The sequence below is a fragment of the Reichenbachiella carrageenanivorans genome, assembly GCF_025639805.1.
Taxonomy (GTDB): domain Bacteria; phylum Bacteroidota; class Bacteroidia; order Cytophagales; family Cyclobacteriaceae; genus Reichenbachiella; species Reichenbachiella carrageenanivorans.
In genome coordinates this window covers 2,651,234-2,677,216 of the sequence record NZ_CP106735.1, presented here as the reverse complement: position 1 = coordinate 2,677,216, position 25,983 = coordinate 2,651,234, and the positions used below count along the sequence as shown (strand labels likewise).

The following is a 25,983-nucleotide window of genomic DNA, read 5'->3' as shown; positions in this document are numbered from 1 at the left end:
TTATGATCCATTTATTTAAAAAACACTTCGCCATTTGGGCTACTTTATTTTTCATCACAGCCAGTTGCAGTTCTGAAAAAGAAGCTTACGTACCATTTTCGAAAGCAGAAGACTCCACTTTTGTATATCAAAATTATACCAAGCAAGAAGTCTATATCCCTATGCGAGATGGAACCAAACTCTTCACTGCGATCTACACGCCAAAAGATCAGAGAGAACAATACCCCATCATCATGTATCGCACGCCTTACTCTGTCCAACCATATGGAGAGGATAATTATAAAATTGATCTGGGACCTAATATGCGCATGACACGCGACAAGTATATATTTATCTATCAAGATGTAAGAGGTGCCTACATGTCTGAAGGCCATTTCGTAAACATGACACCTCAAAACCGACGCATCAACGAAAGCACAGACACCTTTGACACAATAGAATGGCTATTGACCAACGTAAAAAATCACAATGGAAAAGTAGGCCAATGGGGCATCTCATACCCAGGCTTTTATACAGCTGCAGGTATGATCAATTCTCACCCATCCTTGGTAGCTGCATCTCCACAAGCCCCTATCGCAGATTGGTTTTTCGATGACTTTCATCACCATGGCGCATTCTTCTTGCCACACACTTTCAATTTCTTCGCCAGTTTTGGCCAGCCTAAAAAAGGCCCTACCAAAATAAGAAACCCTAGATTCCAACATGGGACTAACGACGGGTATGCCTTTTTTAAAGAAATGACTCCCTTGTCTCTGGCTAAAGAATATTATTTAGGCGACAGTATAGCATTTTGGAATGAAATAGTCGCTCACCCTAACTATGATAGCTTCTGGCAAGACAGAAACCTCCTACCGCACCTCAAAAACATCCACTGCGCAGTGCTTACTGTAGGCGGTTGGTTCGACGCAGAAGACCTCTACGGCCCACTCAAAATCTATGAAACCATAGAACAAAACAATCCCGACATCTCCAATACCATAGTCATGGGGCCTTGGAGTCATGGCGGGTGGCGTCGAACAGCAGGTGACCATCTGGGTAATGTTCATTTCGGATCTAAAACCTCAAATTTTTACAACGACCAGATCATTACCCCCTTCTTTGCTTACCACCTCAAAGGTAAAGAAGAGGAGAAACTACCTGAAGCTTATATGTTTCAAACGGGCACCAACGAATGGAAGAAATTTGAGGAATGGCCGCCAAAAAACATAGAAAAAGTGAAGTACTATTTCAAAGTCAAAAAAGGTTTGTCTCGAACTCCAGCCAAAGAAAACGAATACGGTACGGATATTTTTGAAAGCGATCCTGCAAATCCTGTCCCCTTTATAGACTATGAAGACACTGGCATGCCTAAGACTTATATGACAGACGACCAAGGCTTTTTACTAGATAGGCCTGACGTGCTATACTACCTATCTGAACCGATGGAAGAAGACCTCACAATTGCTGGGCCGATACTCGCACACCTCATTGCCAAAACCAACCAAACAGCAGCCGACTGGATCGTCAAACTCATAGATGTATACCCAATGCAGCACCCTCCGTTTCCCCACCAGCCTAAGCGTGACATGGGTAGGTATCATCAAATGGTACGCAGTGAGGCTATCAGAGGCCGATTCAGAGAAAGCTACCAATACCCCAAACCATTTGAACCCAAAAAATCTGAGACTATCGACCTGCCACTTTTAGACGTGCTGCATACTTTCAAAAAAGGCCATCGCATCATGGTACAAGTACAGAGCAGCTGGTTCCCACTCGTAGATATCAACCCTCAGACCTATGTCGAAAACATCTTCGAAGCAGAGCCTGAAGATTTTGTGAAAGCACAGCACTACATTGGTAGATCAGGACTGAATCCTTCTTATATAGAATTGGGGATATTGCAGGAAAAGGAGGAAAAATAAAACCATCCTGGGTGGGATGGTTTCATAAACTGAATTTAGTCAGTCTGATTTTTGGAATTTTGTGATCCTAAATTATCATTTTTTTCATAGGAATCAAATTTTCTCATCGATGAATTAGCTATTTTCTTCGATAAATGAAATTTCACTTCTCAAACCTCTTTCAAATGATGTGCTTAACGCACAATATCTTGTTGGATGTTTTTTCCTTCAAAATACTTTCGGAGAAAAGGATACATGACAACGGACAAAACGATTATCATCGTACCCCAGTAGAAATTACCATCCATTTGCTCCTCGCTACCAAACAAAAACACAGCCACTGTGATCCCATATACAGGCTCTAGGTTCACTGTTAAGTTAATCACAAAGGCTGTCAAGCGCTGCATCAATTTCACTGCAATAGAATAAGTATAGACTGTACAGACCAAACCCAAAAGAAGTAAATAAAGAAAATCGTGAGTGGTCAAAGACAAAGCCAAACCGTCTTCGGTAAACCAATAGCTATATATAGGAAAGAAAAGAATGATCGTAGCACAAGCCCCCACCATCTCATAGAAAGTGATGGTATAATGATTTTGTTTGGCTACCAACTTGCCATTGATCACTGTAAAAATAGCCGCCAAGATCGCTGACACAATGGCAATAGTAAACCCTAAAGCCTCGTCAAGCGTAGATTGAAAAACAACCACGATTCCTATTACAGATATAATCGCCACTATGGGTTCGTAAAATTTTAGTTTCCTTTTGTTTACAATTGGATCTATAAAACTAGTCCACAACGATACGGTAGCAATACCAGAAAGGCATACAGAGACATTGGAAATCCGAGCCGCCAAGAAGAACAATATCCAATGTATAGCAATGAGCACCCCCGTACCTAAAATCGTTAAAAGTTGTTTTTTTGGCACTTCGAATGGTATCTTCTTCCATTTGAGTAAAAGATACAATCCCGCACTAGCAATCAAAGTACGATAAAAAACCATCTCAACTGGAGGTATCTCTATGAGCTTACCAAGTATGGCCGTAAATCCCCAGATAAACACGATGAAGTGCAACTGAAGATAGGCATTGAGCATCGAGGGTGATTTATCCGACATAGAATTTGAAGTTTATTTGGGCACAAATCGGTACATCACTAATGCAGCAATCAGTCCAACTATATTAGGAATCCAAATCGCCAAAATAGGGTGCATAGACCCTGCCTCGGCAATGGCTTTGACCAGTACAAATAGTAAGATGAACACAAATGCAATAACAAATCCCAAGGCAATTTTGAAACCTGCTCCTCCTCTTGTGGACTTTTCTGCCGACACAGACACCCCCATGAGGGTGAGTATGATCGCCGTAAATGGCAACATGTATCTGATGTATTTTTCGATCTCGTAGAGCCCCACTTCGCTCGATCCCCGTGATTTCAACAACGCAATATAGTCTTCCAGTTCACCCATGTTCATAGTAGCGTTGAGCTGATACTTGGTATCAAAATCGCTAGGAGAAATATTAACCGCCGAATCGAGATCTTCTCCCCTGGTGATGACTTCACCAAACTTATTGATGTTTCTCAGCTCCCAATCCCGAAAACGCCAAGTGCTCAACGAATCATCCCAAGTCATTTTTTTAGCAAAAAGCTTAGCTTTCAATTCATTGTCTACAATCTTCTCCAGTGTCACTCGATAAGCTGACTCTGTTCGATTGTTGTAGCGTTGTATGTAGATATAATCATCATCAGCTATTTTGAGATGAATATCTCTCTCATTAAAATAGAAAGGCTTTTTTAAGTATTCAATTTCAAAACCAATTCTATACTTATTGGAATCTGGAATCAGCCAGCCATTGACATAAAAACTAAGCACCGCAATCATACACGCCCCCATCAGATACGGCACGAGCATTCTACGAAAGCTCACTCCTCCCGAAAGAATAGCCACAATTTCGGTCTTGACCGCCATACCAGAAGTCACCAATACCGTAGTGATAAATACCGTAATCGGAGATATCAAATTGGCTATCCAAGGTGCAAATGCCAGATAGTACTGAATAATGGCATCGGCAGGCACATCATTTTTAATGTACTTTTCATTTTTCTCTGTAAAGTCAATCACCATGATCACAATGACCAATAGTCCAACCACAAAAACGTAGGTTTTTAGAAATTTAGAGAGTATGTACTTATCTAGTAGTTTCAACTGTCAAATCTTATAATCGAGTGGAAAGTTTGGGCAATATAGTGTTTTTCCAAGAGGCAAAGTCTCCTTGCAAAATATGTGCCCGTGCCTCTTTGACCAGCCACAAATAGAACGACAAATTGTGAATACTTGCGATCTGAGCACCCAGCATTTCACCTGTGCGGATCAAGTGTCTCAAATAGGCCTTCGAATAATTCATATCGACATGACCAGCGAGGTTAGGGTCTATGGGAGAAAAATCCTTTTCCCACTTCTCATTCTTAATATTGATGATACCTTCTGAGGTATATATCATGCCATGTCGGGCATTTCTCGTAGGCAGCACACAATCAAACATGTCTACACCCAAGGCAATACATTCGATGAGGTTACTAGGCGTACCCACCCCCATCAAGTATCTGGGCTTATCCTCTGGCAAAATACTGCAAACCAAGTCTGTGGATTCGTACATCATCTCGGCTGGCTCACCTACCGACAAGCCTCCAATGGCATTACCTTCGCGACCAAAAGAAGCGATCGTCTCCGCTGACTGGGTTCTCAAATCGTGATACGTACTGCCTTGCACAATGGGAAACAACGTCTGATCATACCCATACTTTGGTGCTGTTGCGTCGAATCGATCGCAGCAGCGTTTGAGCCAGCGGTGCGTCATCTCCATAGAGTCTTTGGCGTACTTTTTATCGCATGGGTACGGGGTACACTCATCGAAAGCCATCATGATATCCGCACCGATCGTGCGCTGAATATCCATCACATTTTCTGGAGTAAAATTATGTTTGGATCCGTCGAGATGCGACTGAAACCGTACACCTTCTTCCGTGATTTTTCTTCTGTCTTTTAACGAATACACCTGATACCCTCCACTATCCGTCAGCATGGGACGATCCCATCCATTGAATTTATGCAATCCACCAGCCGACTCGATCACGTCCAAACCTGGTCGCAGATACAAGTGATAGGTATTTCCCAAAATAATCTCAGCTTTCACCTCTTCTTTGAGCTCACGCTGATGTACTGCCTTGACTGTACCAGCAGTACCTACTGGCATAAATATGGGCGTTTCTATCTCACCATGATCAGTAGTGATTTTGCCCGCACGGGCTTTTGATTTGGGATCCTTCTTGAGTAATTCGAAATTCATGTTGCGGGCAAAAATAGGTTGATTTATAAAATAATCTTTCGCTGAGACGCATATCTTTGCCATCGTTATAAGAAAGAGATTGAATGGAAGGAATTATAGTGGTGTTGGCGGCAACCGCCTTGAGTATATGGACAGTCTATGGAACTGTATTATTGGCAAATATCGTAAGCTATAAGCCAAAAGAAAAAAAAGAACACCCCGTATCTGTGATTGTTTGCGCACACAACGAACTCGCCAATCTCAAAAGACTGATCCCGCTGCTGCTGGCACAAGAGCATCCCCATTTTGAAATCATATTGGTAGACGACAGATCCGATGATGGTACCTACGACTACCTACTAGGTGCACAGACCAAACAACTCAAATTCGTACGAGTAGATCAAGTACATGATCACATCAACGCCAAGAAATTCGCCCTCACCATGGGCATCAAAGCAGCGACACACGATGTTGTGCTATTGATCGATGCCGACTGCACACCCGCTTCCCCTCAATGGATCAGCGAAATGTCTGGTGCTTTCAACGAGCAAACAGCATACGTACTTGGCGTGGCTCCTTACGAACAACGCGCAGGCTTTTTGGGTAATTTCATCCAATTCGAAACGCAATGGACCGCCATGAACTACATAGGGTTTGCACTCGCAGGAAACCCATACATGGGCGTAGGTAGAAACATGGCCTATAGAAAATCTAGTTTCTTAGAGCAAAAAGGCTTCAATAAGATCCAGCACATTACTGGAGGAGACGATGATCTTCTGATCAACGACAGAGCCTCCAAAAACAATACGCAAATTGTACTCGGCGCACAATCGCTCACCTACTCTATTCCTAAAACCACTTGGGGGGATTATATAGATCAAAAAATACGACACTGGTCAGTCGGCAAACACTACCGCCTCAAAGACAAAATACTACTTGGCCTTCAAAATTTATCAAGCCTAGTTTTTTGGTTGGCTTTGCTTATTTTAGCCATACAAACCGATAACTACCTCATTCCTGCTGGACTGTTAATTTTTAGAATGGTTTTTGTAGTCATTTTAGTGAATTCGACATCCAAAAAGTTCGGCTACCGTATGAACATTTGGCTTGTACCCGTGATGGACATTATGCACGTAGGATATGCCTCTATTTTTGGCACGATTGCGTTATTCACTAAGAAGGTTAGATGGAAGAAATAAAAAAACAATTCTCTGATAAGGCGTTAAAAGATTTCAAACTCATAGACAAAGCCGTGGGCGTTGGGGATGAGCAGGCTTTTGCTGAGCTTATGGAACGATACAAAAGGCCAGTTTATCATATGATTTTGAAGATGATCAGAAACACAGATGACGCTGAAGATTTGACCATCGAAGCCTTCGCTAAAGCCTTCAAAAACCTTCACAAGTTCAAAAAAGACTACACGTTTAGTACGTGGCTCTTCCGTATTGCGACCAACAACACCATCGATTTTATTAGAAAGAAAAAACTGAACACTTTCAGTTTGAATACTTCGTTTACAGATGATGGTGGCGAAGCAGTCACTATCGATGTAGAGGACAAAAACAGAAACCCGCAAGACGAAGCCATCAATACCCAAAAAAAGGAGCTTGTTCAGATGTTTGTATCTAAACTACCTCCCAAGTATCAACGACTAGTCAGACTCCGATACTTTGATGAATTGTCGTACGATGAAATAGCCAAGACACTCGAAGCACCACTAGGCACGGTAAAAGCCCAACTACACAGAGCGCGAGAGTTGATGTACGATTTGGTCAAAGACAAAAAGAAACACATCTAGTTCAAATCCAAAGTGGGATGTGAGTAGCTTTGCGGTATGATACATCAGGACGTAATATTCAAGTACTTTCCAGACCTAACAGCGAAACAGCAGGAGCAAATCATTCAGTTGATGCCCTTATACTTGGAATGGAATGCTCAGATCAATGTCATTTCCCGAAAAGATGTTGAAGAACTGTACGTTCGGCATGTGCTACACTCTTTAGCCATTGCCAAAGTACAAGCCTTTTTACCTGGTGCTCAAGTACTTGATATCGGTACTGGCGGTGGTTTTCCTGGTATTCCTTTGGCTATTTTATTTCCCGAAACATCGTTTTTGCTGGTGGATAGTATTGGCAAAAAAATAAAAGTGGTAAACGAAGTAGCAAAAGCTTTAGGCCTGTCCAATGTACAAGGTGTACACGCCAGAGCAGAAGACATCGACAGCCAATTTGATTTTGTGGTGAGTAGAGCCGTCACTCGCATGAAACCCTTTTATGGCTGGACCAAAGGAAAAATAAAAAAGGAGTCCAATCATGAACTCCCTAATGGCATTTTGTATCTCAAAGGCGGTGACTTGACTGAAGAGCTTTTGGAATCTAAACTCCGCTACAAGATCTACGAGCTACCTTCTTATTTTGCAGAAGACTTTTTCGATACTAAAAAAGTCGTCTATGTGCCACGACAATGATTAGATATAACCCCACTCGTATTTGATACTAAATGTCATCTTAGGTCGATCTGCCTTTTCGTTCCCCTCCTCATAGACATAATCGACAGACTCTCCATCCTGAAAAACTTCAAAACCTAGGCGCCATTCGTTTCCATCACAAGAAGGACAGTATGAGTTAAACAATTTCACTTCTACAATTTGATCTTTACCTTCTATAAGATATGGGTTGAGATCAAATTCAAATTCTTCGTGCAATTGCCCATAATGAGCAGCTTTTCGACCAACTTTTTTACCATCTACATATATCTCTACCCAATCATCTAGGTCAAAAAATAAGAGTGAGTTTCTTTTGAGTGTATTGCCCTCTGCTCTCGCAAAAAAAGTAGTTAGCAATACAGATAAAAACACAAGTCGGAATATGGAAGTTTTCATGACCATGGGGTTTAGATAAAACATGATTATACTACTCGTTTATCCAAATACCATTCCAACCTTATTTTCAGCTGTTGTCGTACATTTTGATGATTTCTCCATTGCCTTTACCTTCAAGGCTTTTGATATAGCCATTTACCACCTTACGCATAGGAATCGCATTGTGACCTGGGAAATTATCCTGATATTTTTCTACGGCATCTTCTACTAGCCCAGACGATACGGCATTGATACGAATGCCATTGGTCATTTCCAAAGCAGCCGCTTTCACAAAGCTGTGAATACCGCCATTGACCATAGCTGCACTTGTGGTCTGATCGACAGGGTGATCTCCAAGAATACCTGTAGTAAGCGTAAAAGAACCGTTGGGCTTGATGTACTCCATGCCTATACGTACGAGATTGACCTGCCCCATAAGCTTGCTCCGAATCCCTACATAATAATCCCCCTCTTTCATTTCTGTCATAGCACCCCACTTAGCTTCTCCTGCAATACAAATAACGGCATCAAATTCTCCTACCGTTTCATACAATTCTCGAATAGATTCTATATCCACCAGATCTACATTCACATTTCCTTTGGATCTACTGGCTGTTACGATATCGTGTTTTTTGGCTAATACATGTACTACTCTTCGTCCTATAGACCCGTGTCCTCCTACTATGATTATTTTCATCCCTCTTCAATATTTGTCTAAAAAAAGTCAGACCCGACAGATACAGGTCTGATTCGTAATATATCAATTATCCTCTATTATTCCATTTCAGGCAACATTTCTTTGGGCAAAACAGGATTACTCAGCAGCTGACCTAATGGCACCCAGCGATCGTCCAAAGTCTCTGATTGTGACTCAATATAGTTTTTTACCAAATCTTTGCCGTAGTTATAATTCACTACATAACTCCTGTATCGTTTGATAAAAGGCACCGAAGTGGTAATCAATGCATACTCACCCAGCCATCTGTCTACTTGTTCCTCAGTCATGGTGCCATTTATGATCCCACGAGCAGCTTCATTGCGAGCGTAGTTTAGCTTTTGCTTAATTCGAATATATTTGAAATAAGCTGCTGCCCCTGTAGTGTCCAAGCCTGCCAATGGCATCAAAACTTCAGTGGCAAACTCATCATATTTTTTACCTGGAAATGCCATATCAATACCAAAGTTTGCACTCCCCTCGGCGATCAATGACTGTGGACTAAACAATGGATAAAGCGATATTTCTACCCAGCCTTTATCTACAAACAGATTTTTCTCCAACATCATGTTGTACACATGATGCCCAGGGTAGCCTTCATGACAAGCGAGATCAATCACACGATCCACCAATATAGCATGGTCTGTATTGATCTGGATCAAACTTTTATAACCACCCTGATACCAATTATATCCACTCCACGTTTTGTCTTGTACATACTCTAACGTGAATGTTTCCTCTATGGGTAAATCGAACTTCTCTTGCGTGATTTTTCTAGCCGTTTCGATCGCCACTTGAAAAATCGTATCCATCTTATCTTGTGGAATGGCAAACTTATCGGCTAAGGCATTTTTTCTTTCCTGCAAGGTACCTTCTCCAGGCAATGCCGCATTGAGTTCAGCGATCAAGGCAATAAAATGAGTAGAATCATAACTGGGTATTTCAACGCCAAAAAGATCTTCTGCTTCCTCATCAAACGTACCGTAGTCTTCAGCTACAATTCTAATGCGTCGATCAAAAGCTGTCAATTGCGACGAAATCCAAGTAGCTCTCATGATTTGTTCCTCCGTGGCCTCGGAAGAGATAGCTAGTTCTTCTAGGTCTGTCTTCAATGCCGCTACCCTTTCACGAAAAATAGCCGCAGGAAACGAATCCGCAACCAATCCAGTGAATTTCAATGAATCTGGACCATAATAGGCATCTACAAATACGGGGTCGTATGCACCAATTTCTAGACCTAATCGCACATAGTCTGTGGCGAGATTATTCAGGCTTTTCTTTTCTTTTTTGGGCTGGCAAGTAGCTAATAGGACAACGGAGGTAAGGATAGATAAAATAGCAATTCTCATAGTCGTATATGGTTAATGAACGAGTACACAATTAGGCCATATCTGTAGAGAAATGCAAGTTTATTTTGAGAGTGGTGGGTATGGTATAGTCAACGGAAAATATGCATTTACTTCTGCACCCGTCTTCCCAAAAGGCTCAAGTCCCAATGAAACTTTTTGTAAAGTATAATGAAGAATACAACACTCAACACCATCAAACTTATCGTATCTCTAACTGGGTTCATTTCGAGCTGCTCAAAAACCGCAGCAGTCTGAAGTACCGAATCTTTATTAGTAAGAAAGAGACAAAGAAAAACATTGTTGACCGCGTGCGCACCCATGGCCAGCTCTATACCATCGTCGAGCACAGAAAGAAGTCCAAAGACCACTCCAAAGGTGAGGTACTGCGGCATAACAATCCAAAAACCATGTGCTTGTACTTCTGGATTAAAAGCGTGCATCAGTGCGAAAATCAACCCTGGCACCAGCACTGCCAACCACCGACTTTTAGTAAGCCCTGCTACACCCTGTGTAAAATAGCCTCTTAGTAAATATTCTTCACATGTGGTCTGAAGAGGAATCAACAAAACAGCCACCACGACTAATGGAAGAAAAGCACTCCAATTCAACTGAAAAGCAATATTGTCTGGATCGACGGCCAGCTCGAAGAGAATATAGACAACCATCAACACCGCCCAGAGACCTGCGGCGTATCCGACTCTTGCCCACCTGATCTTGGCAGTACCATTGACCGTTTGCGAAAAACTGCGCTTGTGCAAGACCTTTACCAATAGCACACAGAGAATCAACGATACGATAAAAGGCAACAGCATCAAAATCATACCGAAATTAAGGTCTAAACCCATTGTCCCAAAATCCATCGTAGTCTGGCCACTTTGATTGACATATTTCAACAAAGGCAAAGCACCCAGGATTTGTCCTCCAATAAAACCAAAAATAATGACCAAGGCATATTTACCCGCTTGGTTTCGCCCGTCCAGGGACTGCTCTAAAAAATTCATATCGTTAAATTAATCATTTCACCAGATACTCCCTGAGCGTCTTCTCTGTCCGCAAGAAATGAGCGCTTTCGCTGCTACAAATATGCCTTTGAAAACTATTGAATATATAGTGCAATTCGAAAATATGTAGAAACCTTTTTTATTACAATATCATTAGCTAAATGGGTTGGAAAGCAGGACTGATTAGTTCTATTTTTGCCGCCCTCATTTTACAATTATTTACAAACTAAAAAGCAACCACTTATGAAAATCTGGTATCAGTGCAAAGCAAAATATGCAAAAGAAAACGATGAAGGTATCCTCAAACAAACATCCGAGTTACACTTGGTAGATGCGGTATCTTATACTGATGCTGAGGCTAGAATCTACGGCGCGATGGAACGCACAGTGAGTGGCGAATTTCAGATCATGACCATTTCCAAAACCAACATTGGAGAAGTGATCAATTTTGAAGACACAGACTACTGGTACAAGTGTAAAGTACAATACGCTACTGTAGATGGTGATTCTGAAAAAGAAGTAAAAATAACCACCTACATACTAACCAGTGCTGACAACCTAAAACAGGCCTACGAACGGACAGAGCAAAGCCTAGACAATATGCTTGTCCCTTTTGAAATTTCGAGCATCTCGAAAACTAATATAGTAGAAGTATTCCCAGAAATGGACGACGAGATCCCTGCCAACTTGAAACCACTAGCTGATGTGGCAAACGAAGAAGAAGTCGAAGAATATGAAGAAGATATAGACGAGGAATTCGAAGATGGCATCGACGAAGAAGATGAGCACGACGAGGAAGTAGATAGCGAAGAAGAAGACGAAAAATAGAACTAAATCGCTTCGATATCTCCTTGTTCGGGACTATCGAAGCGATCTGCTTCCTTTTATGCAATAAAAGGAAGTCTACATGACGTAAAACTCACCATTCTCGTGTGCTTCTGGCAGATCATCACTCCCTATCAATTGTCTGATATTCAGATGGATGGTCTTTGCTATTTGTGTTATCGGGATATCTGTTGGCCTATTTTCAAATGGATCCTGTAAGAAAAAGGCCGTTTTCTCCAGCAGAAAGAAAGGTGTTGTAATTAAAAGCAACAAAGGCACGTCCCCATAGCCTTCGGTCTCGGCCAACGTAATGGATAGCAGCACTACAAACAGATAAATAAACCACTTAAGAAACAATCGATAAGTAGTCGGAAACACTGTATTTTTGATTCGCTCTGCTTGTCCCATAGATTCGCAAAGTCGGACAATGGTCCTGTCTAATTGAACCTGTTGAAAGTCATTGATAACATCAGCATTTCGTAGTTTGGTCAAATCTGCTGAATGAAAATCCAACATCGCCAAAGGTACATTTTTGTGCTTGCTGATCGTTTCAAACTCCTCTTTCGATAAAAAATCAGCTATCCCCGCAATGGGCGACTTTTTTCGCAAAGCTTGACCCAAAGAATAACACCAAGCAATTTGCCTGTCAGCCATTCTCTCTACCACTTCCACACTCTGGCCTTGCGTAAAACTTCGTATCTGTATGACTAACGTCCGAGAATCATTCACAATCGCACCCCAGATTTTACGAGCCTCCCACCACCGATCGTAGGATTGCCCCAACTTAAAAGCAAGCACTAACGAAATAGACGTACCTACCAGACCTGTAATGTTGGGAGGAATATCCGCTATATCTCCATAGCGATAAGCACCCACGGAAACAAGCGCCACACAAAGCACAAAAAACAAATCTCTAAATGTGCTTTTGAAGATATATTTAAGGGGAATTTTTGTGGTTATGAGCATTTTCTAATTTACAAAATAAACTGGCTAAGATCCCTATTTTCAACCATACCATCCAGTTTTTCTTGCACCTTAGCTTTATCGATCACGATCTTAGAGTTGGCCTCGATCACATCAGGTATATCAAACAAAATATCGTTGAGCAACCTGCTCATCACGGTATGCAATCTTCTCGCGCCTATGTTTTCTATCTCAGCATTGATATTAAACGCAATCGATGCGATCTCATCAATCGCTTCTTCGCTAAAACTGATCTCTACATCCTCAGACCCAATCAATGCAGTGTACTGCTTAGTCAGCGCATTTTTAGGCTCATTCAGAATCCTAACAAAATCGGCCTTGGTTAGATTTTCTAATTCTACTCTGATTGGGAACCTACCTTGCAACTCAGGGATCAAATCCGAAGGCTTAGCAAAGTGGAAAGCACCAGCAGCTATAAACAGTACATGATCAGTATTGATCACTCCATATTTGGTATTGACGGCACTGCCTTCTACAATAGGGAGCAAGTCTCGCTGCACGCCTTCCCTACTCACATCTGGCCCGCCCTTTTTTGATGCCCCAACGGCTATTTTATCTATCTCATCGATGAAGATAATACCTGTATTTTCAGCCTTCGCAATCGCTTCTTCTTTCACTTCGTCCATATCGATCAGTCGAGAAGATTCCTCCTCCATCAATAGCTTGCGAGCATCGGCAATCGTTACTTTTCTTTTCTTAGATTTCTTTGGCATCATCTGTCCGATCATATCCTGAATATTCATCATAGAAGCTTCGTCCATTGCACCGCCACCGATCATCCCTATGCCGCCAGAAGAATTTTGCTGTACACTGATGTCTATTTTGCGATCTTCCAGTTCGCCATTACGAATCTTCTCTCTGAATCGCTCTCTTGTTTTTTCATTGAGATCAGCATCATCCACAGGGATCGACTGTATCCCATCAGTGCTTGTAGCTATCGTGCTTGGTGCTTTTTTGACTGGAGGAATCAAAGCATCAAGAATGATGTTTTCTACTATGTCTTCTACCTTCTCCTTTATTTTTTCTTTTTGTGCCAACTTTACAAGATTAACGGATTGCTCCACCAAGTCTCGCACCATACTTTCTACATCTCGCCCCACATAACCCACCTCGGTAAACTTAGAGGCTTCTACCTTCACAAACGGTGCATCTGCTACCTTGGCCAGTCGGCGAGCAATCTCTGTTTTGCCTACACCTGTCGCTCCTATCATCAAAATATTGTTGGGGACTATTTCTCCTTGGATTTCAGACTTCACATTCATCCTTCTCCAGCGGTTTCGTAGGGCAATGGCCACATTGCGCTTGGCATCATGCTGACCGATGATGTACTTGTCCAACTCCGCGACTATCTGCTTAGGGGTGAGGTATTGATCTTTTGATAACATTATATAATTGACTTTTTCTTAAATACTCTATTCAAATTACTCGTAATCGTGAAGTAGCTCCGTCCGCCATCTACATGATACGTAGTAAAGGTATAACTCAGTTCAAAGGCTTTGACTCTCGCCATCACGCCGAGAGACATGCCCGACAAGCCTGATTTTTCGCTTAGACTCAATTCTTTTCTTACCTGATGATTATAACCTAACCGGACATTAAAGTTTGGACTAAACAAGATTTCCGTTCCGATATTCACATGTCTGAAAAATCGATCTACCACACCTGGTTCTTCCGTACCATCGTTCATACTTTCGTCAAAATAATTTTCACTGGGGTGCAATAAATTATGTCCTGTAAACGAAAAACGGAATGGCATATGCTCTGGCTTGAATGTAAGCCCCACCTGCAAATCTGTGGGCAACGACGAGTCGGAGGTATCCGAATAATCAGACATCACAAAACCCAAATTTTTAAAAAGAATGGATACTACTAATTCCTTTTCAGGATGAATAAATGACCCTCCAATATCCATAGCTAAGGCCGAAGAATGATAAGTATAAATGCCAGAATAGGCATATTTCAAATTGGCTCCCAACTTGAATAAACCCAACTGATGACTATGAGAAATCACCACAGCTGTCTCACTAGCATCGAAAGTACCTACCGAATTGCCCGCAGGATCATAGCTATCGATAGTCCCATACCCCAAGTGCTGTATGCCTATTCCAAAAGTACCCGCTCGCTCAAAAGTTTTGGCATATGCCAAAGTATTGTATTTCACATCAGCATAGTAGCCCAGATGGCTCCACGACACGTGATTGTCATCGGCAGAATCCAACAAGGCAGGGTTAGACAAAAACAAATTAACATCCTGATCCGTGGACGAAGCAATCACTCCCCCAAGGCCAGCCACTCTGGCTCCCACAGGCAAATCCAAAAAATGATAGGAATCGTTGAGCTGCGCAAACAAAAAACCTGCTTGAATCCAAAACAAAAAGATAAAAGCAGGTTTTTTCATATTCATAATATATGGCCTATTCGATAAGTGGATTAAGCTGGTTTCTGCTCTGTAGTCACCAGTTTGATGGCATTTTGCACCTTTTGTGGCAGCAAGGCCACCGCCAATACTTCCTCTACGGTCTCTGCAAAATGGAACTTCAAATCCTTGACATATCGTTCATCTATTTCGTCAATATCTCGCTTATTTTTCTGACAAAGAATAATTTCCTTGATACCGGCTCTCTTCGCTGCCAAAATTTTCTCCTTGATACCACCTACGGGCAGCACTTTCCCACGAAGGGTGATTTCGCCAGTCATGGCTAGCTTCTGCTTCACCTTGCGCTGTGTGAAAACCGAAGCCAACGATGTGAGCATCGTAATACCTGCCGAAGGCCCATCCTTAGGCACTGCACCAGCTGGCACGTGAATGTGCAGATCATAATTATCAAACACTCTATAATCCAAACCAAGAGAATCCGCATTAGACTTGAGATATGAAAGTGCTGTCATGGCAGACTCTTTCATTACATCACCCAGCTGACCAGACAGGGTCAACTTACCCTTGCCCCTGCTCAGACTAGATTCTATAAACAGGATCTCTCCACCCACAGATGTCCAGGCCAAACCTGTCACTACCCCTGCATGTTTGTTGTCTTGATACAGTTCTTTATCGAAAACCTCCGCACCCAAAATTCTACGAATTTCGTCTGGTGTTACTTTTTTCTGATAATCGTCTTCCATGGCAATAGATTTGGCTGCATCACGCACTACAGCCCCCACCTTACGTTCAAGATTTCTCACCCCTGACTCTCGGGTGTAATCATCCACCAGCTTGGCGAAAGCCTTCTGATCCATAGACAACTGACTAGACTTCATGCCGTGCTCTTTGAGCTGCTTAGGTAGCAAGTGCTTTTTAGCAATCTGAATCTTTTCCTCTAGTGTATAGCCTGTGATCTCTATGATCTCCATTCTGTCTCGCAAGGCTGGCTGGATCGTGTCCAACGAATTGGCAGTAGCGATAAAAAGCACCTTAGATAAATCATATTCCACCTCAAGGAAGTTGTCCTTGAAAGTCTCATTTTGCTCTGGGTCTAGTACCTCTAGCAAAGCAGACGAAGGATCTCCTCTGAAGTCAGACGACACCTTATCTATCTCATCCAGCACAAAAACTGGATTTGAATATTTGGCCTTATTGATGTTTTGAATCACCTTGCCTGGCATGGCGCCAATGTAGGTTTTTCTATGCCCACGGATCTCCGCCTCGTCGTGCACGCCACCCAGCGACATACGTACGTATTCACGGTTTAGTGCTTTGGCGATAGACTTGCCTAGAGAGGTTTTTCCTACTCCAGGAGGGCCAAACAAACACAAAATAGGTCCTTTAAGATCGTTCTTTAATTTACGAACCGCTAGATACTCGATGATACGATCCTTTACTTTCTCCAAGCCAAAATGGTCTTGGTCTAGTATTTTTTTAGCTCTTTTCAGATCGAAATTATCCTCAGAGATTTCGTTCCAAGGTAGATCTACCAATAACTCCGCATAATTCATCGCAACAGGATATTCTGCTGCCATGGGATTCATGCGCTCTATTTTGGTCAGTTCTTTTTCAAAATGCTCGGCGACTTCCTTAGACCATTTCTTGTTTAGTCCTCTGACTCGCAGTTCTTCTACCTCATGCTCTACTCCTCCTTGTCCCAGTTCGTCTTGCAATACCTTCATTTGCTGACGCAAATAATAATCACGTTGCTGCTGATCGATGTCGGTATTCACTTTATCGTGAATCTCATGCTTGAGCTCTAGCACCTGTATATCTTTCAACATATACTTCAAGAGTGCCTCTGCACGCTTGCTGCCATCGTTGATTTCGAGCAACTTCTGCTTGTCTTTTACCTCTGAGTTGATATTAGAGCACAGAAAGTGAGTCAAAAATTTAAAGCTGTTGATATTTTCTAGTGCGGCTTGCGCTTCTTTGGGAATCTCAGGGTTAAGCTTCAATATCTTCTTCGCCGCATCTTTGAGCGAGTAGATGATGGCTACAGTTTCTTTGGTCTCCTCTTCTACAAAATTCTCCGTCAATAAATCTACCTTGGCTGTAAGGTATGGATTCTCCTGCACCACTTGCTGAATTTCCATTCTGCTTTTGCCTTGGATAATGATCGTAGTATTACCATCAGGCAATACCAGCATTTTCAAAATCTTAGCAACAGTACCTATTTTATATATTTCTTTTTCCCCTGGATCTTCCGCAGAAGAATTAAGCTGTGCAGCTACTCCGATAATTTTATTGGTACGATAGGCTTTTTTGACCAGCCGGATAGATTTTTGTCTACCCACTGTGATCGGAATCACAACACCAGGAAACAATACGGCATTTTTTAAAGGCAAAATTGGCAAGTCATCTGGCAGTTCGCCAGCTTCTAATTCGTCATCCTCTCCTGTCAAATCCAAAGGAATAAGCTCCTCTGCCTCTTCGTCGCCCAATTCTGAAAAAAGATAAGAATTATAAAAATTATTCAACTCCATAAACTATTCATCCAAAGCTGTCATATTGGCACAATTGCACGCAGACAGCTGATCTATTCTTTAGTGCTACATTAATTACAATCGGTATGCCAAAGTAAGTATATTTAATTTCAGCTTTCATTCGTTATCACGGTTGTCTGCACTAAATTTGAAAAACGCGACGCGATCCTATGACAACTTAAGATAGCTGATGTGCATGTAACGAAAAAAGGAATTTTCATTGATTAAATTTTTATCCCAAAATATCTTCTTTTTGCTATCGCTTTTGGTGCTAACACAGGCATCGTCTCACGCCCAGTTTTTGGGGAAAAAGAAGGATAGCCATGCGTTATTGCAGATAGACACCCTCGGTACAGAAGGAAATTTTAGCATTTACAATTTCAAGAATATCAATGTCGTCAATGAATATTACGACAAGGGCAAGATGCATCGAATACAGAAATTGGAGCAAGAGAAAAACTGGGCTCAGCTCTATCCTCTTTTGCAAGATTATGTGATGCAATTTGGCATTAGAAATTTTTATGTAGACACATACTGGATTTGGCGACTAGCCAAATTGACAGAAGTCTATGGCACAGAAGGAGAAGCTCGCTCGCTCTACAAACTCGCCCTTCGCCACCACCACCAGCGTATAGATATACGAGAGATTGAGCTGTACTATGACTCACTCAACACACAAGAGGTGGATAATTTCGTACCGCTAGACTACTACTACAAACTGGTAGAACACCGCAAAGCCATAGACACCATCCGCCCACCTCGTGGTGTCTTGCTGAATATGGGAAGAAAAATCAATTCACGCCAAGCAGACTATGCTCCTACGCTAGGCATGAACAATCAAGCACTGATCTTTACCTCTAAGCGTAATGAGCAGCTGCAAAACCTGAGTTACCGAAAAAATGAGGACTTGTTCATTTCCCGAAAGGTAGACGGGTACTGGGATCTAAGCACCGAAATGAGGGAAATCAACACAAGATACAACGAAGGATCGGCCTGTATCTCGAAAGATGGCCAAACACTTTTCTTCTCTCGGTGCGAATCGCCTGGGTCTATGGGCAATTGCGATCTATTTATGGCTAAACTCGGGGAAGACAGCGTGTGGACTGATATAGAAAATTTAGGTTTTACAGTGAATAGTGTGAGCTGGGATTCTCATCCAAGTTTGTCTCACACAGAAGACACCCTGTACTTTGCCTCGGATCGGATTGGAGGATTCGGCCTATCTGATATTTATTTCACTTACCGAAACGGCAAGGGAGAATGGATGCCTGCACAAAACCTAGGCCCTGTGATCAACACCCGACAAAATGAAGTAAGTCCCTTCTACCACCCCAATTATCAAGTCTTATTTTTTAGCTCGAATGGGCAGCTGTTTAAATTTGGAGAATTCGATATCTATAAGTCATATCACAACGACAACCAGTGGAGCGAACCCATCAACATCGGTCCGTTGGTCAACGGGAGAGGCAGTGAATTTTACTTCTCGATAGACTCAGACTCTAAAGACCTTTTTTATGCCCGATCGGCAACACAAGACCTTAACCTACTGGACCTCTACTCCTTTCCCCTCCCGATGGAAGCACAACCAGAAGCACTTACCAAAATCACTGGATCACTTACAGACTCTCTCACGGGTAAGCCTTTTACGGGTATCGTGTCGGTGATAGACTTAGACGAAGGCACAGCAGTAGCACCCAAGTATCTCAAACCCGACGGTAGTTTTGAGTTTGATTTGATCAACCATAGAAACTACCTTTTGATCATACAAGGAGATGAATTTTTTAGAATAGAGGAAATGTTTTATCTCGATGGACCTGCACAGTTTGACGAAGTGACAGAGCCTATTGCTAGTAAAGTGAAATTTGAATCGATTGAATTTGATGCGGGACAGGCCAACCTGAAAGTGGAGATGTATGGAGACCTCAATAAGATCATCAATTTTATGTATGACAACCCAGATTTCTATCTACGCATCTCGGGGCATACAGATAAATATGGCTCGGATCAGCTCAACCTTCAGCTATCCAAGGATCGAGCACAGACCATTCGCGACTATATCGTGATCTTTGGAGGTGTAGCCTCCAACCGTGTAGAAAACGAAGGCTATGGTAGCACCCAACCCATCGTAGAAGAAGTGACTGTAGAAGACCGAAAACTAAACCGCAGAGTAGAGTTTGAAATCTATCGACCTGCCATTCAAAAAGAGCAAGACATTGAAAGCCAGTTTGAGGAGTAAAAAAGAATAACGAATAGACAACTACTTCGCGTAATGATAGTTATTACTGTCATTGAAAAAAACGCAAACTTCCTTTATCAGTTTAGACCATTATTATTCTTGTATCGTTTCCTAAACAGGAGAAATAGCTATACAGCAGACAATCTTTGTTTTACTAAAGTATTTGTGCCTAATTTTGAATGATCGAAGCGCTTAATAATATTAAATTATTTAATATAAGTTATGAGAATATTAGTGGTAGATGATGACCCTGCTTTCAATCAATTGGTGAGCAATTACCTCCAGCGACAGGGCTTCATGATAACCTCCAGACACAGCTCGAAAGGCGGCCTCGAAGAATTGAGCAAAGACAAATTTGATCTGGTACTGGCCGACTACAAGCTCCCCGACTTAGACGGGTTGGCCTTGATAAAAAAGATAAAATCCAGCTACGCTGGATTGCCTGTCATCTTGATCACCAATTATGCCGACATACGGATAGCTGTAGATTCTATCAAATTGGGTGCTTATGAATTTGTAACCAAGCCTGTCAACCCGGATGAACTCTTGAAAGTCATCAAGCAAGCCATGGCCAAATCTGGCACCCAGGAAGAAAGGAGCCTACAGAAAAGTATAGATTCAAGCGAATATATAATCGGACAAAATACCCATACCAATCAGCTGTGGAAACATGTAACGATGGTAGCTCCTACCAAAATGTGTGTATTGATGATTGGTGAAAGTGGCACTGGAAAAGAACATATTGCCAGGACTATTCATAAACTAAGCAGAAGAAACAACAGCCCATTCGTAGCGGTAGACTGCGGCGCACTCTCCGTAGATCTGGCTGGCAGTGAGCTTTTCGGCCATGTCAAAGGTGCTTTTACTGGTGCCCATATCGACAAAAAGGGATTGTTTGAAGAAGCGCATGGAGGCACACTGTTTCTAGATGAAGTGGGCAACCTCCCTTATGAAGTACAAGTCTTGCTACTAAGAGCAATACAAGAAGGCATCATAAAAAAGGTGGGTAACAATCAAGAGATCAAAGTTGATGTCAGACTGATCGCTGCCACCAATGAAGATTTAGACAGTGCTACAGAGGAGAACACTTTTAGAAACGATCTCTACCACCGTCTCAATGAGTTTGAATTAAACGTACCACCATTGAAAGACCGACTAGATGACTTGGATGAATTCTGTCAGTTTTTCATCAAACAGGCCTGTATCGAACTCGAAAAAACACCATTACCTATCTCAACCGAGGTTAGGGACATTTTCCAAACCTATCACTGGCCTGGCAATTTGAGAGAATTGAAAAATATAATCCGGCGAGCCGTTTTACTCGCCACAGGTGATCAAATAACTATTGAGTCTTTGCCAACAGGCCTGATGGAAGATCACCGCAAAAAACAAGCTACGCCTCTCGCTCCAGCAAACGACTTGGTACTACAAGAGGAACTAAATATAAAAAACCACAGCCAAGTACAGGAAAAACAACTCATCGAAAATGCGTTAGAAAAGTACAAATACAATAAAACCAAAGCAGCCAATGCCCTGAGCATCGACCGTTCTACACTGTATTACAAAATCAAACAATATAGCATAGACTGCTAGGCTTATCTATTCCGTAGGTGACAAGGTCATCCCACCACCTACAGAAAATCTATCTATCCTCTGGTCAGCCAACCTTTTTTGCTGGCTGTAGCGATCGCATATGGCGTAATCCAAAACAGGGCAAACGTATGAAAAATACCATATGAGTATGCCCAAACCGCTTCCGACTTAGAATGTCGTCTGGCAAAAAATAAGGCAGGAATAGATGAAAAAATCAAAATACCCATCAAAGTAGAGCAGACAAATAGCAATGGCTGCATGATGATCAAACACAGCATCAACAGCAGAAAGGGATACGCCGTAATGACCTTGATCCATTGATCGACAAGCAATAGCCTGGTGCCTGCCTTTGGTCCTTTTCGGAAATTTTTGAAAGCATATTTGCTCATCATGATGTTTTCTCGCACGTTGCTGCGCTCCCAGCGGATAAACATTTTGTAGAGGCTGTTGTATTTTTCTGGCGTGTCTGTCAATACGTAGGCATTACTTTGGAATCGAACTTCATAACCCTGCTTCAAAATCATATTGGTCATGGCTCTATCTTCCCCTATATCCGAGGGTTGTCCCATAAAAGTCTGATTGATCCAATCTGGCAGGCAGTTCATCACAGCTTCCTTACGATAAGCAGACAATGCACCTGGCGTACAGAGGACAGACCCCAACACACTCTGAGCGGATCTAACGAACTCAAAACTGAACACAAAACTCACATTTAACATTTTGGGTATCATGGCTCTCTTGTTGTTGAGCACCCTCACGTTACCCGCTACTGCGCCACATTTTTCATTGACGACCAAAGGGCTCACCATATTTCTAAGTGTGTTTTTTTTGACAATCGAATCACTATCCACTGTAATAAACACTTCCCCTGTGGCCAGATTAAACCCTCGATACAAAGCATGGCGCTTGCCCATATTTTTGGGTTGTTGATAGATGCTCACTCGATCACCCAGCTCTTCTTTAGCTTTTTTCATCCATTCCCAAGTGTCATCTTTGCTGCCATCGTCTATACAAATCAGCTGCAAGTGATCTTCTGGGTAATCACTTTCGGCTAGGCTTTTCAAGGTTTTCCATACCAATTTTCCTTCATTGTAAGCAGGCACAATCACTGTACATTTGGGCAACTCATCATCCGAAACTGATGGCACTGGTTTGTATTTCTTATGCAAGATGAAAATATACATGATGTAAAACAGCCTAAAAGACAACAAGGCCAGCGAAACCATGATAAAAGACTTGCCCCATGCACTATTCATCCTATCTAGATGGATTTGTTCAAAATATGGTTGAAACTCGTGCACCAAAAAAACAGCACCAAACAAGAGGAAAAAAGTACTGAACAAGACCAAATAATCTAATGGAGTCAGTACCACTCCTGCAATTTTTTGAAGCAGGCTTTTGGGAGTGGAGAGATTGTGTTGTTTCTGAAAGCCAGTGTTTTGTATCAAATTTTTTCTGCTCAATATTCCTACTGGGGTATTGAGTAATTGTGTGATTTTCATAAGCTACAATAAGTTTTGTGACAGAGTTGGGAAGTGATAGCCAACTACTATGCCATGCGCCCAGCATGCAGAAAAGCCCCTTTTTAGGCAAAAGCCTTCCTACAAACTGTTGGATTTTACCACAGTATGAGGGAAATATTTACATGTAAATCAATCTGACATGAGGTCACTTTGTAGCTTGGCAAGGATAGATGTGAGTTTAGGCAATAGGTTTTTAGCTTCTTCGTAAGCTCGAGATTTATTCCGCATTTCTGAAAACAACTCTATAGAGTGTAACTCCTCGCTGAATTCCATGATACCTATTTGCTCACAATTAGATTTCAACTGATGTGCCATGCGCCCAAGCTCTTTCAAATCAGAATCAATCGCTTGTTCAAAGGTTTTTACCTTGCTTTCAAACGAGGACGTAAACTCCCTACAATACACTTGTATCTCTACTGAAGAATGCTCCAAAAAACCAACCACACCACTCCAATCGATCTCTAGACCTTCTTGCCGATTGTGTTTTTCTGGCCTCGGCTGACTTTCAAACAACCCATCAATGGCATCTAGCAAATCTTTCTGATCGAATGGCTTGCCAAGCGCATGAGCAAATCCAAGCTGGATCAATGCATCATAATCTTCCTTACCCAGGCTGGCAGACAAAGCGATCACAGGGATAGAAATATCGTCTGAAATCTGGCGAAAGAAAGTTCTACCATCCATCTGTGGCAAGTTGAGATCGGTCAGAATGAGGTCATAGTGATGGGAGGTACTTTTTAGTATTTGCAAAGCATCTAGCGCCGTACTACACCATTTTATTTCATTGAGATGTGCTGAAAGGTAATTTTCCAACAGATACGCATTCCATTTGTCATCTTCTACAGCCAGCACACGGATGGGGTAATATACCCCTTCATTACTTTCAACCGTTTCCGTGTGCTTTTCGTACCGCTTACTGGTGACTGGGATAGTAAGGGTAAAAACACTACCCTTGCCCACTTCGGACTCCAAGTGCATATGTCCCCCAAACTGCTCCACGATATGCTTGCTTATCGAAAGACCAAGCCCAGTACCACTCACATTGTCGGGGCGCAAATTAGATATTTGATTGAAAGGCTGAAAAATTGTCTCGCGATCCTCAGGGGCAATACCCATACCTGTATCTGCCACCACTACCTTCAATTCATAATTTTCTTCCAATGGCAGAAGCTCAAACTCCAATGAAACTTTGCCCGCTGTAGTATACTTGAAAGCATTGCTCAGCAAATTAATCAACACTTGCTTGAGTTTTATACCATCAACCAATACACTGTATGCACTCAGATTTCGGGAATAGTTCAATTCAAACAGGTTGAGTTGTTCCTCCATCCTGAGTTTAAAAAGGAGCTTGATCTCATGGCACAAATCCGGAATGTACACACTCGACATTTCCTGTTTGAATATACCTGCATTGATCTTGGCCTGTTCCAAAATATTGCTAATCAATTCATTGAGATAGTGATTGGCGTGGCTGATTCCACTTAGAAACTTTCGCTGTTTTCCGTTGATAATCTCTTTGTCCAACAGATGGGTAAACCCAGAAATACTATGCAGCGGAGTACGAATTTCATGGCTCATTTTCGACAAGAATATTTCTTTGGCGGCAGCCAACTGTTCGGCTCGCTCCTTTTCTTTTTCCAACCTTCCTCGATACAGATTAGTTCGAGTAATGTCCCGGCTTAGGATAAAGAGCAATACAAACCCCATACATATACCGACGCCAGCAATAATCAGAAATTGGGTATTTGCCTTTTCTATCTTTTGCTTGGCCAGTATCTGCTCCGTACGAACTCTGTTTTCATTGGCCAACGCGATATCGTTGAGCAAGGATCGAATATTCCTCAAAAGCAGTTCATTGTAGGTAATGAGTTCCAGCTCGGTCGCATGTAGTTTGGTTTGCAAACGCACTTCTTCATCTAGCACATCTATCAGTATGGTCTTCACCAACGCCAGCGTAGTATCCACATAGTAGTCTCTCACGATGCTACTGTCTATCGACACCTCCAGACCATAGTTGATCTGCTCTTGCCAGGTGATGATGGTATCGATTTCAATGCGCTCCTTACCAAACACCTTACGAAAGAGTCCACTCAGCCCTTTGTAGCTGTCCGGATTTTTTACTACGTCTACATGCTCTAGGGTATCCCTTTTCGCCACTAGATCTCCTTTACGGGTAATCGCTTTATCTACATATACAGAATCTGAAAGTTGTCGTTTGATTCTAATCAGCGCCTGTTCTGTGAAAAAATGAGAATTCTCCTTTTGTTTAAGCTCGATCAAGATGGCATTGATCCTTGATTTTTTAGCAATGATGGCTTTTAGCGTGTCGAAGCTTTCGTGGTTTCGGACATACTCCCCTGTATGCTGCTCCATCTGCAGCAGCAGGCTATCTACCTCTTGGGTATACCCCAACGAATAATGCCACTGTAAGCTGTCGCCCGTGAGAATAAAATTATTAAAATGAAGATCTGACTGGACTATAAACCGGTACAAAAAATTGATCGCATTAGACTCTTCATCAGGTCTGATAATACTCTCTATAGACGCTGATGAATCCCTATAGCTCTTAGCCCCCCAAAAAATCAGCGACCCATAGGTAAGGGCAAGCACGACTATAATGATCCATATTTTGGTAATAGAGTTGTTCAAAAGGACTGAAAGTACTATCTCGGTTTAAAGTGACTCAAAGTAGGGAAAATCTCCGATTTTCATCATACCTTTTTTATCTCATGTAAAAAAATGGAGTTTTTTTTCGGTGCTACCAGAAAGCAAAAAAGGCCGAGTC

At 42.0% G+C, this 25,983-nt stretch carries 20 protein-coding genes; 7 read left to right on the top strand and 13 right to left on the bottom strand.

Going from position 1 to position 25,983, the window contains the following annotated elements:
* The first annotated feature begins 2 nt into the window (after nt 1-2).
* On the top strand, nt 3-1,901 hold the full coding sequence (locus tag N7E81_RS10555; RefSeq protein WP_263049558.1) for a CocE/NonD family hydrolase: 1,899 nt from the start codon (nt 3-5) through the stop codon (nt 1,899-1,901).
* A 173-nt stretch (nt 1,902-2,074) separates the two neighbouring features.
* Here the strand turns inward: N7E81_RS10555 and N7E81_RS10550 are convergent, their stop codons facing one another.
* Genes N7E81_RS10550 through tgt form a run of 3 tightly spaced genes read right to left on the bottom strand, consistent with a single transcriptional unit; the run spans nt 2,075 to nt 5,228 of the window.
* Nucleotides 2,075-2,998, bottom strand: a complete 924-nt coding sequence (locus N7E81_RS10550; protein WP_263049557.1) for a DMT family transporter — start codon at nt 2,996-2,998, stop codon at nt 2,075-2,077.
* Between the two features lie 12 nt (nt 2,999-3,010).
* Nucleotides 3,011-4,087, bottom strand: a complete 1,077-nt coding sequence (locus N7E81_RS10545; protein ID WP_263049556.1) for an LptF/LptG family permease — start codon at nt 4,085-4,087, stop codon at nt 3,011-3,013.
* 10 nt (nt 4,088-4,097) lie between these two features.
* On the bottom strand, nt 4,098-5,228 hold the full coding sequence (gene tgt, locus N7E81_RS10540) for a tRNA guanosine(34) transglycosylase Tgt (RefSeq protein ID WP_263049555.1): 1,131 nt from the start codon (nt 5,226-5,228) through the stop codon (nt 4,098-4,100).
* A gap of 83 nt (nt 5,229-5,311) precedes the next feature.
* On the opposite strand from tgt, the gene N7E81_RS10535 reads away from it, so the two are divergent.
* Genes N7E81_RS10535 through rsmG form a run of 3 tightly spaced genes read left to right on the top strand, consistent with a single transcriptional unit; the run spans nt 5,312 to nt 7,674 of the window.
* Nucleotides 5,312-6,406, top strand: a complete 1,095-nt coding sequence (locus tag N7E81_RS10535) for a glycosyltransferase (protein WP_263049554.1) — start codon at nt 5,312-5,314, stop codon at nt 6,404-6,406.
* Entirely contained in the window at nt 6,394-7,005 is a 612-nt protein-coding gene (locus N7E81_RS10530; protein WP_263049553.1) for an RNA polymerase sigma factor, read from the top strand. Before N7E81_RS10535 ends, N7E81_RS10530 begins: the two co-directional genes overlap by 13 nt.
* Before the next feature lie 39 nt (nt 7,006-7,044).
* Nucleotides 7,045-7,674, top strand: a complete 630-nt coding sequence (rsmG, locus tag N7E81_RS10525) for a 16S rRNA (guanine(527)-N(7))-methyltransferase RsmG (protein ID WP_407692714.1) — start codon at nt 7,045-7,047, stop codon at nt 7,672-7,674.
* Here rsmG and N7E81_RS10520 read toward each other — a convergent pair whose 3' ends face one another.
* From N7E81_RS10520 to N7E81_RS10505, 4 genes are all read right to left on the bottom strand, one after another.
* Entirely contained in the window at nt 7,675-8,088 is a 414-nt protein-coding gene (locus N7E81_RS10520; RefSeq protein ID WP_263049551.1) for a hypothetical protein, read from the bottom strand.
* Between the two features lie 67 nt (nt 8,089-8,155).
* Nucleotides 8,156-8,764: a short chain dehydrogenase gene (locus N7E81_RS10515; protein WP_263049550.1), complete on the bottom strand. Its 609-nt coding sequence runs from the start codon at nt 8,762-8,764 to the stop codon at nt 8,156-8,158.
* A 77-nt stretch (nt 8,765-8,841) separates the two neighbouring features.
* Nucleotides 8,842-10,131 (bottom strand): hypothetical protein, encoded by a 1,290-nt coding sequence (locus tag N7E81_RS10510; RefSeq protein WP_263049549.1) that lies wholly within the window; start codon nt 10,129-10,131, stop codon nt 8,842-8,844.
* Between the two features lie 107 nt (nt 10,132-10,238).
* Nucleotides 10,239-11,132 carry a CPBP family intramembrane glutamic endopeptidase gene (locus N7E81_RS10505; protein WP_263049548.1) on the bottom strand — a complete coding sequence of 298 codons (894 nt, stop codon included), beginning with the start codon at nt 11,130-11,132 and terminating at the stop codon, nt 10,239-10,241.
* A 243-nt stretch (nt 11,133-11,375) separates the two neighbouring features.
* On the opposite strand from N7E81_RS10505, the gene N7E81_RS10500 reads away from it, so the two are divergent.
* Entirely contained in the window at nt 11,376-11,960 is a 585-nt protein-coding gene (locus N7E81_RS10500) for a DUF4494 domain-containing protein (RefSeq protein ID WP_263049547.1), read from the top strand.
* Nucleotides 11,961-12,035: 75 nt separating this feature from the next.
* On the opposite strand, the gene N7E81_RS10495 is transcribed toward N7E81_RS10500, so the two are convergent.
* From N7E81_RS10495 to lon, 4 genes are read right to left on the bottom strand one after another with little or no spacing between them, the layout of a single operon-like run.
* Nucleotides 12,036-12,923, bottom strand: a complete 888-nt coding sequence (locus tag N7E81_RS10495) for a bestrophin family protein (RefSeq protein WP_263049546.1) — start codon at nt 12,921-12,923, stop codon at nt 12,036-12,038.
* Between the two features lie 8 nt (nt 12,924-12,931).
* Complete coding sequence (gene hslU, locus N7E81_RS10490; RefSeq protein WP_263049545.1) at nt 12,932-14,326, bottom strand: ATP-dependent protease ATPase subunit HslU; 1,395 nt, start codon at nt 14,324-14,326, stop codon at nt 12,932-12,934.
* The gene (gene porQ, locus N7E81_RS10485) at nt 14,326-15,345 is read right to left on the bottom strand and encodes a type IX secretion system protein PorQ (RefSeq protein WP_263049544.1); all 1,020 of its coding nucleotides are present in this window, start codon (nt 15,343-15,345) and stop codon (nt 14,326-14,328) included. The genes hslU and porQ overlap by 1 nt, the downstream gene beginning before the upstream one ends.
* 26 nt (nt 15,346-15,371) lie before the next feature.
* On the bottom strand, nt 15,372-17,846 hold the full coding sequence (gene lon, locus N7E81_RS10480; RefSeq protein WP_263049543.1) for an endopeptidase La: 2,475 nt from the start codon (nt 17,844-17,846) through the stop codon (nt 15,372-15,374).
* A gap of 220 nt (nt 17,847-18,066) precedes the next feature.
* Here lon and N7E81_RS10475 point away from each other — a divergent pair, with 220 nt between their 5' ends.
* Both N7E81_RS10475 and N7E81_RS10470 read left to right on the top strand, forming a co-directional pair.
* On the top strand, nt 18,067-20,082 hold the full coding sequence (locus tag N7E81_RS10475) for an OmpA family protein (RefSeq protein ID WP_263049542.1): 2,016 nt from the start codon (nt 18,067-18,069) through the stop codon (nt 20,080-20,082).
* A gap of 222 nt (nt 20,083-20,304) precedes the next feature.
* Entirely contained in the window at nt 20,305-21,675 is a 1,371-nt protein-coding gene (locus N7E81_RS10470) for a sigma-54-dependent transcriptional regulator (RefSeq protein ID WP_263049541.1), read from the top strand.
* Between the two features lie 53 nt (nt 21,676-21,728).
* Here N7E81_RS10470 and N7E81_RS10465 read toward each other — a convergent pair whose 3' ends face one another.
* Entirely contained in the window at nt 21,729-23,177 is a 1,449-nt protein-coding gene (locus N7E81_RS10465) for a glycosyltransferase (protein WP_263049540.1), read from the bottom strand.
* Nucleotides 23,178-23,327: 150 nt separating this feature from the next.
* Nucleotides 23,328-25,847, bottom strand: a complete 2,520-nt coding sequence (locus N7E81_RS10460; RefSeq protein ID WP_263049539.1) for an ATP-binding response regulator — start codon at nt 25,845-25,847, stop codon at nt 23,328-23,330.
* Nucleotides 25,848-25,983 lie beyond the last annotated feature (136 nt).

Excerpts from the sequence above, each read along its gene's own strand:
- N7E81_RS10555 (WP_263049558.1), top strand. The coding sequence starts at position 3 with ATGATCCATTTATTTAAAAAACACTTCGCCATTTGGGCTACTTTATTT.
- N7E81_RS10550 (WP_263049557.1), bottom strand. The coding sequence starts at position 2,998 with ATGTCGGATAAATCACCCTCGATGCTCAATGCCTATCTTCAGTTGCAC.
- tgt (WP_263049555.1), bottom strand. The coding sequence starts at position 5,228 with ATGAATTTCGAATTACTCAAGAAGGATCCCAAATCAAAAGCCCGTGCG.
- N7E81_RS10535 (WP_263049554.1), top strand. The coding sequence starts at position 5,312 with ATGGAAGGAATTATAGTGGTGTTGGCGGCAACCGCCTTGAGTATATGG.
- N7E81_RS10530 (WP_263049553.1), top strand. The coding sequence starts at position 6,394 with ATGGAAGAAATAAAAAAACAATTCTCTGATAAGGCGTTAAAAGATTTC.
- N7E81_RS10520 (WP_263049551.1), bottom strand. The coding sequence starts at position 8,088 with ATGAAAACTTCCATATTCCGACTTGTGTTTTTATCTGTATTGCTAACT.
- N7E81_RS10515 (WP_263049550.1), bottom strand. The coding sequence starts at position 8,764 with ATGAAAATAATCATAGTAGGAGGACACGGGTCTATAGGACGAAGAGTA.
- N7E81_RS10510 (WP_263049549.1), bottom strand. The coding sequence starts at position 10,131 with ATGAGAATTGCTATTTTATCTATCCTTACCTCCGTTGTCCTATTAGCT.
- N7E81_RS10505 (WP_263049548.1), bottom strand. The coding sequence starts at position 11,132 with ATGAATTTTTTAGAGCAGTCCCTGGACGGGCGAAACCAAGCGGGTAAA.
- N7E81_RS10500 (WP_263049547.1), top strand. The coding sequence starts at position 11,376 with ATGAAAATCTGGTATCAGTGCAAAGCAAAATATGCAAAAGAAAACGAT.
- N7E81_RS10495 (WP_263049546.1), bottom strand. The coding sequence starts at position 12,923 with ATGCTCATAACCACAAAAATTCCCCTTAAATATATCTTCAAAAGCACA.
- hslU (WP_263049545.1), bottom strand. The coding sequence starts at position 14,326 with ATGTTATCAAAAGATCAATACCTCACCCCTAAGCAGATAGTCGCGGAG.
- porQ (WP_263049544.1), bottom strand. The coding sequence starts at position 15,345 with ATGAATATGAAAAAACCTGCTTTTATCTTTTTGTTTTGGATTCAAGCA.
- lon (WP_263049543.1), bottom strand. The coding sequence starts at position 17,846 with ATGGAGTTGAATAATTTTTATAATTCTTATCTTTTTTCAGAATTGGGC.
- N7E81_RS10470 (WP_263049541.1), top strand. The coding sequence starts at position 20,305 with ATGAGAATATTAGTGGTAGATGATGACCCTGCTTTCAATCAATTGGTG.
- N7E81_RS10465 (WP_263049540.1), bottom strand. The coding sequence starts at position 23,177 with ATGAAAATCACACAATTACTCAATACCCCAGTAGGAATATTGAGCAGA.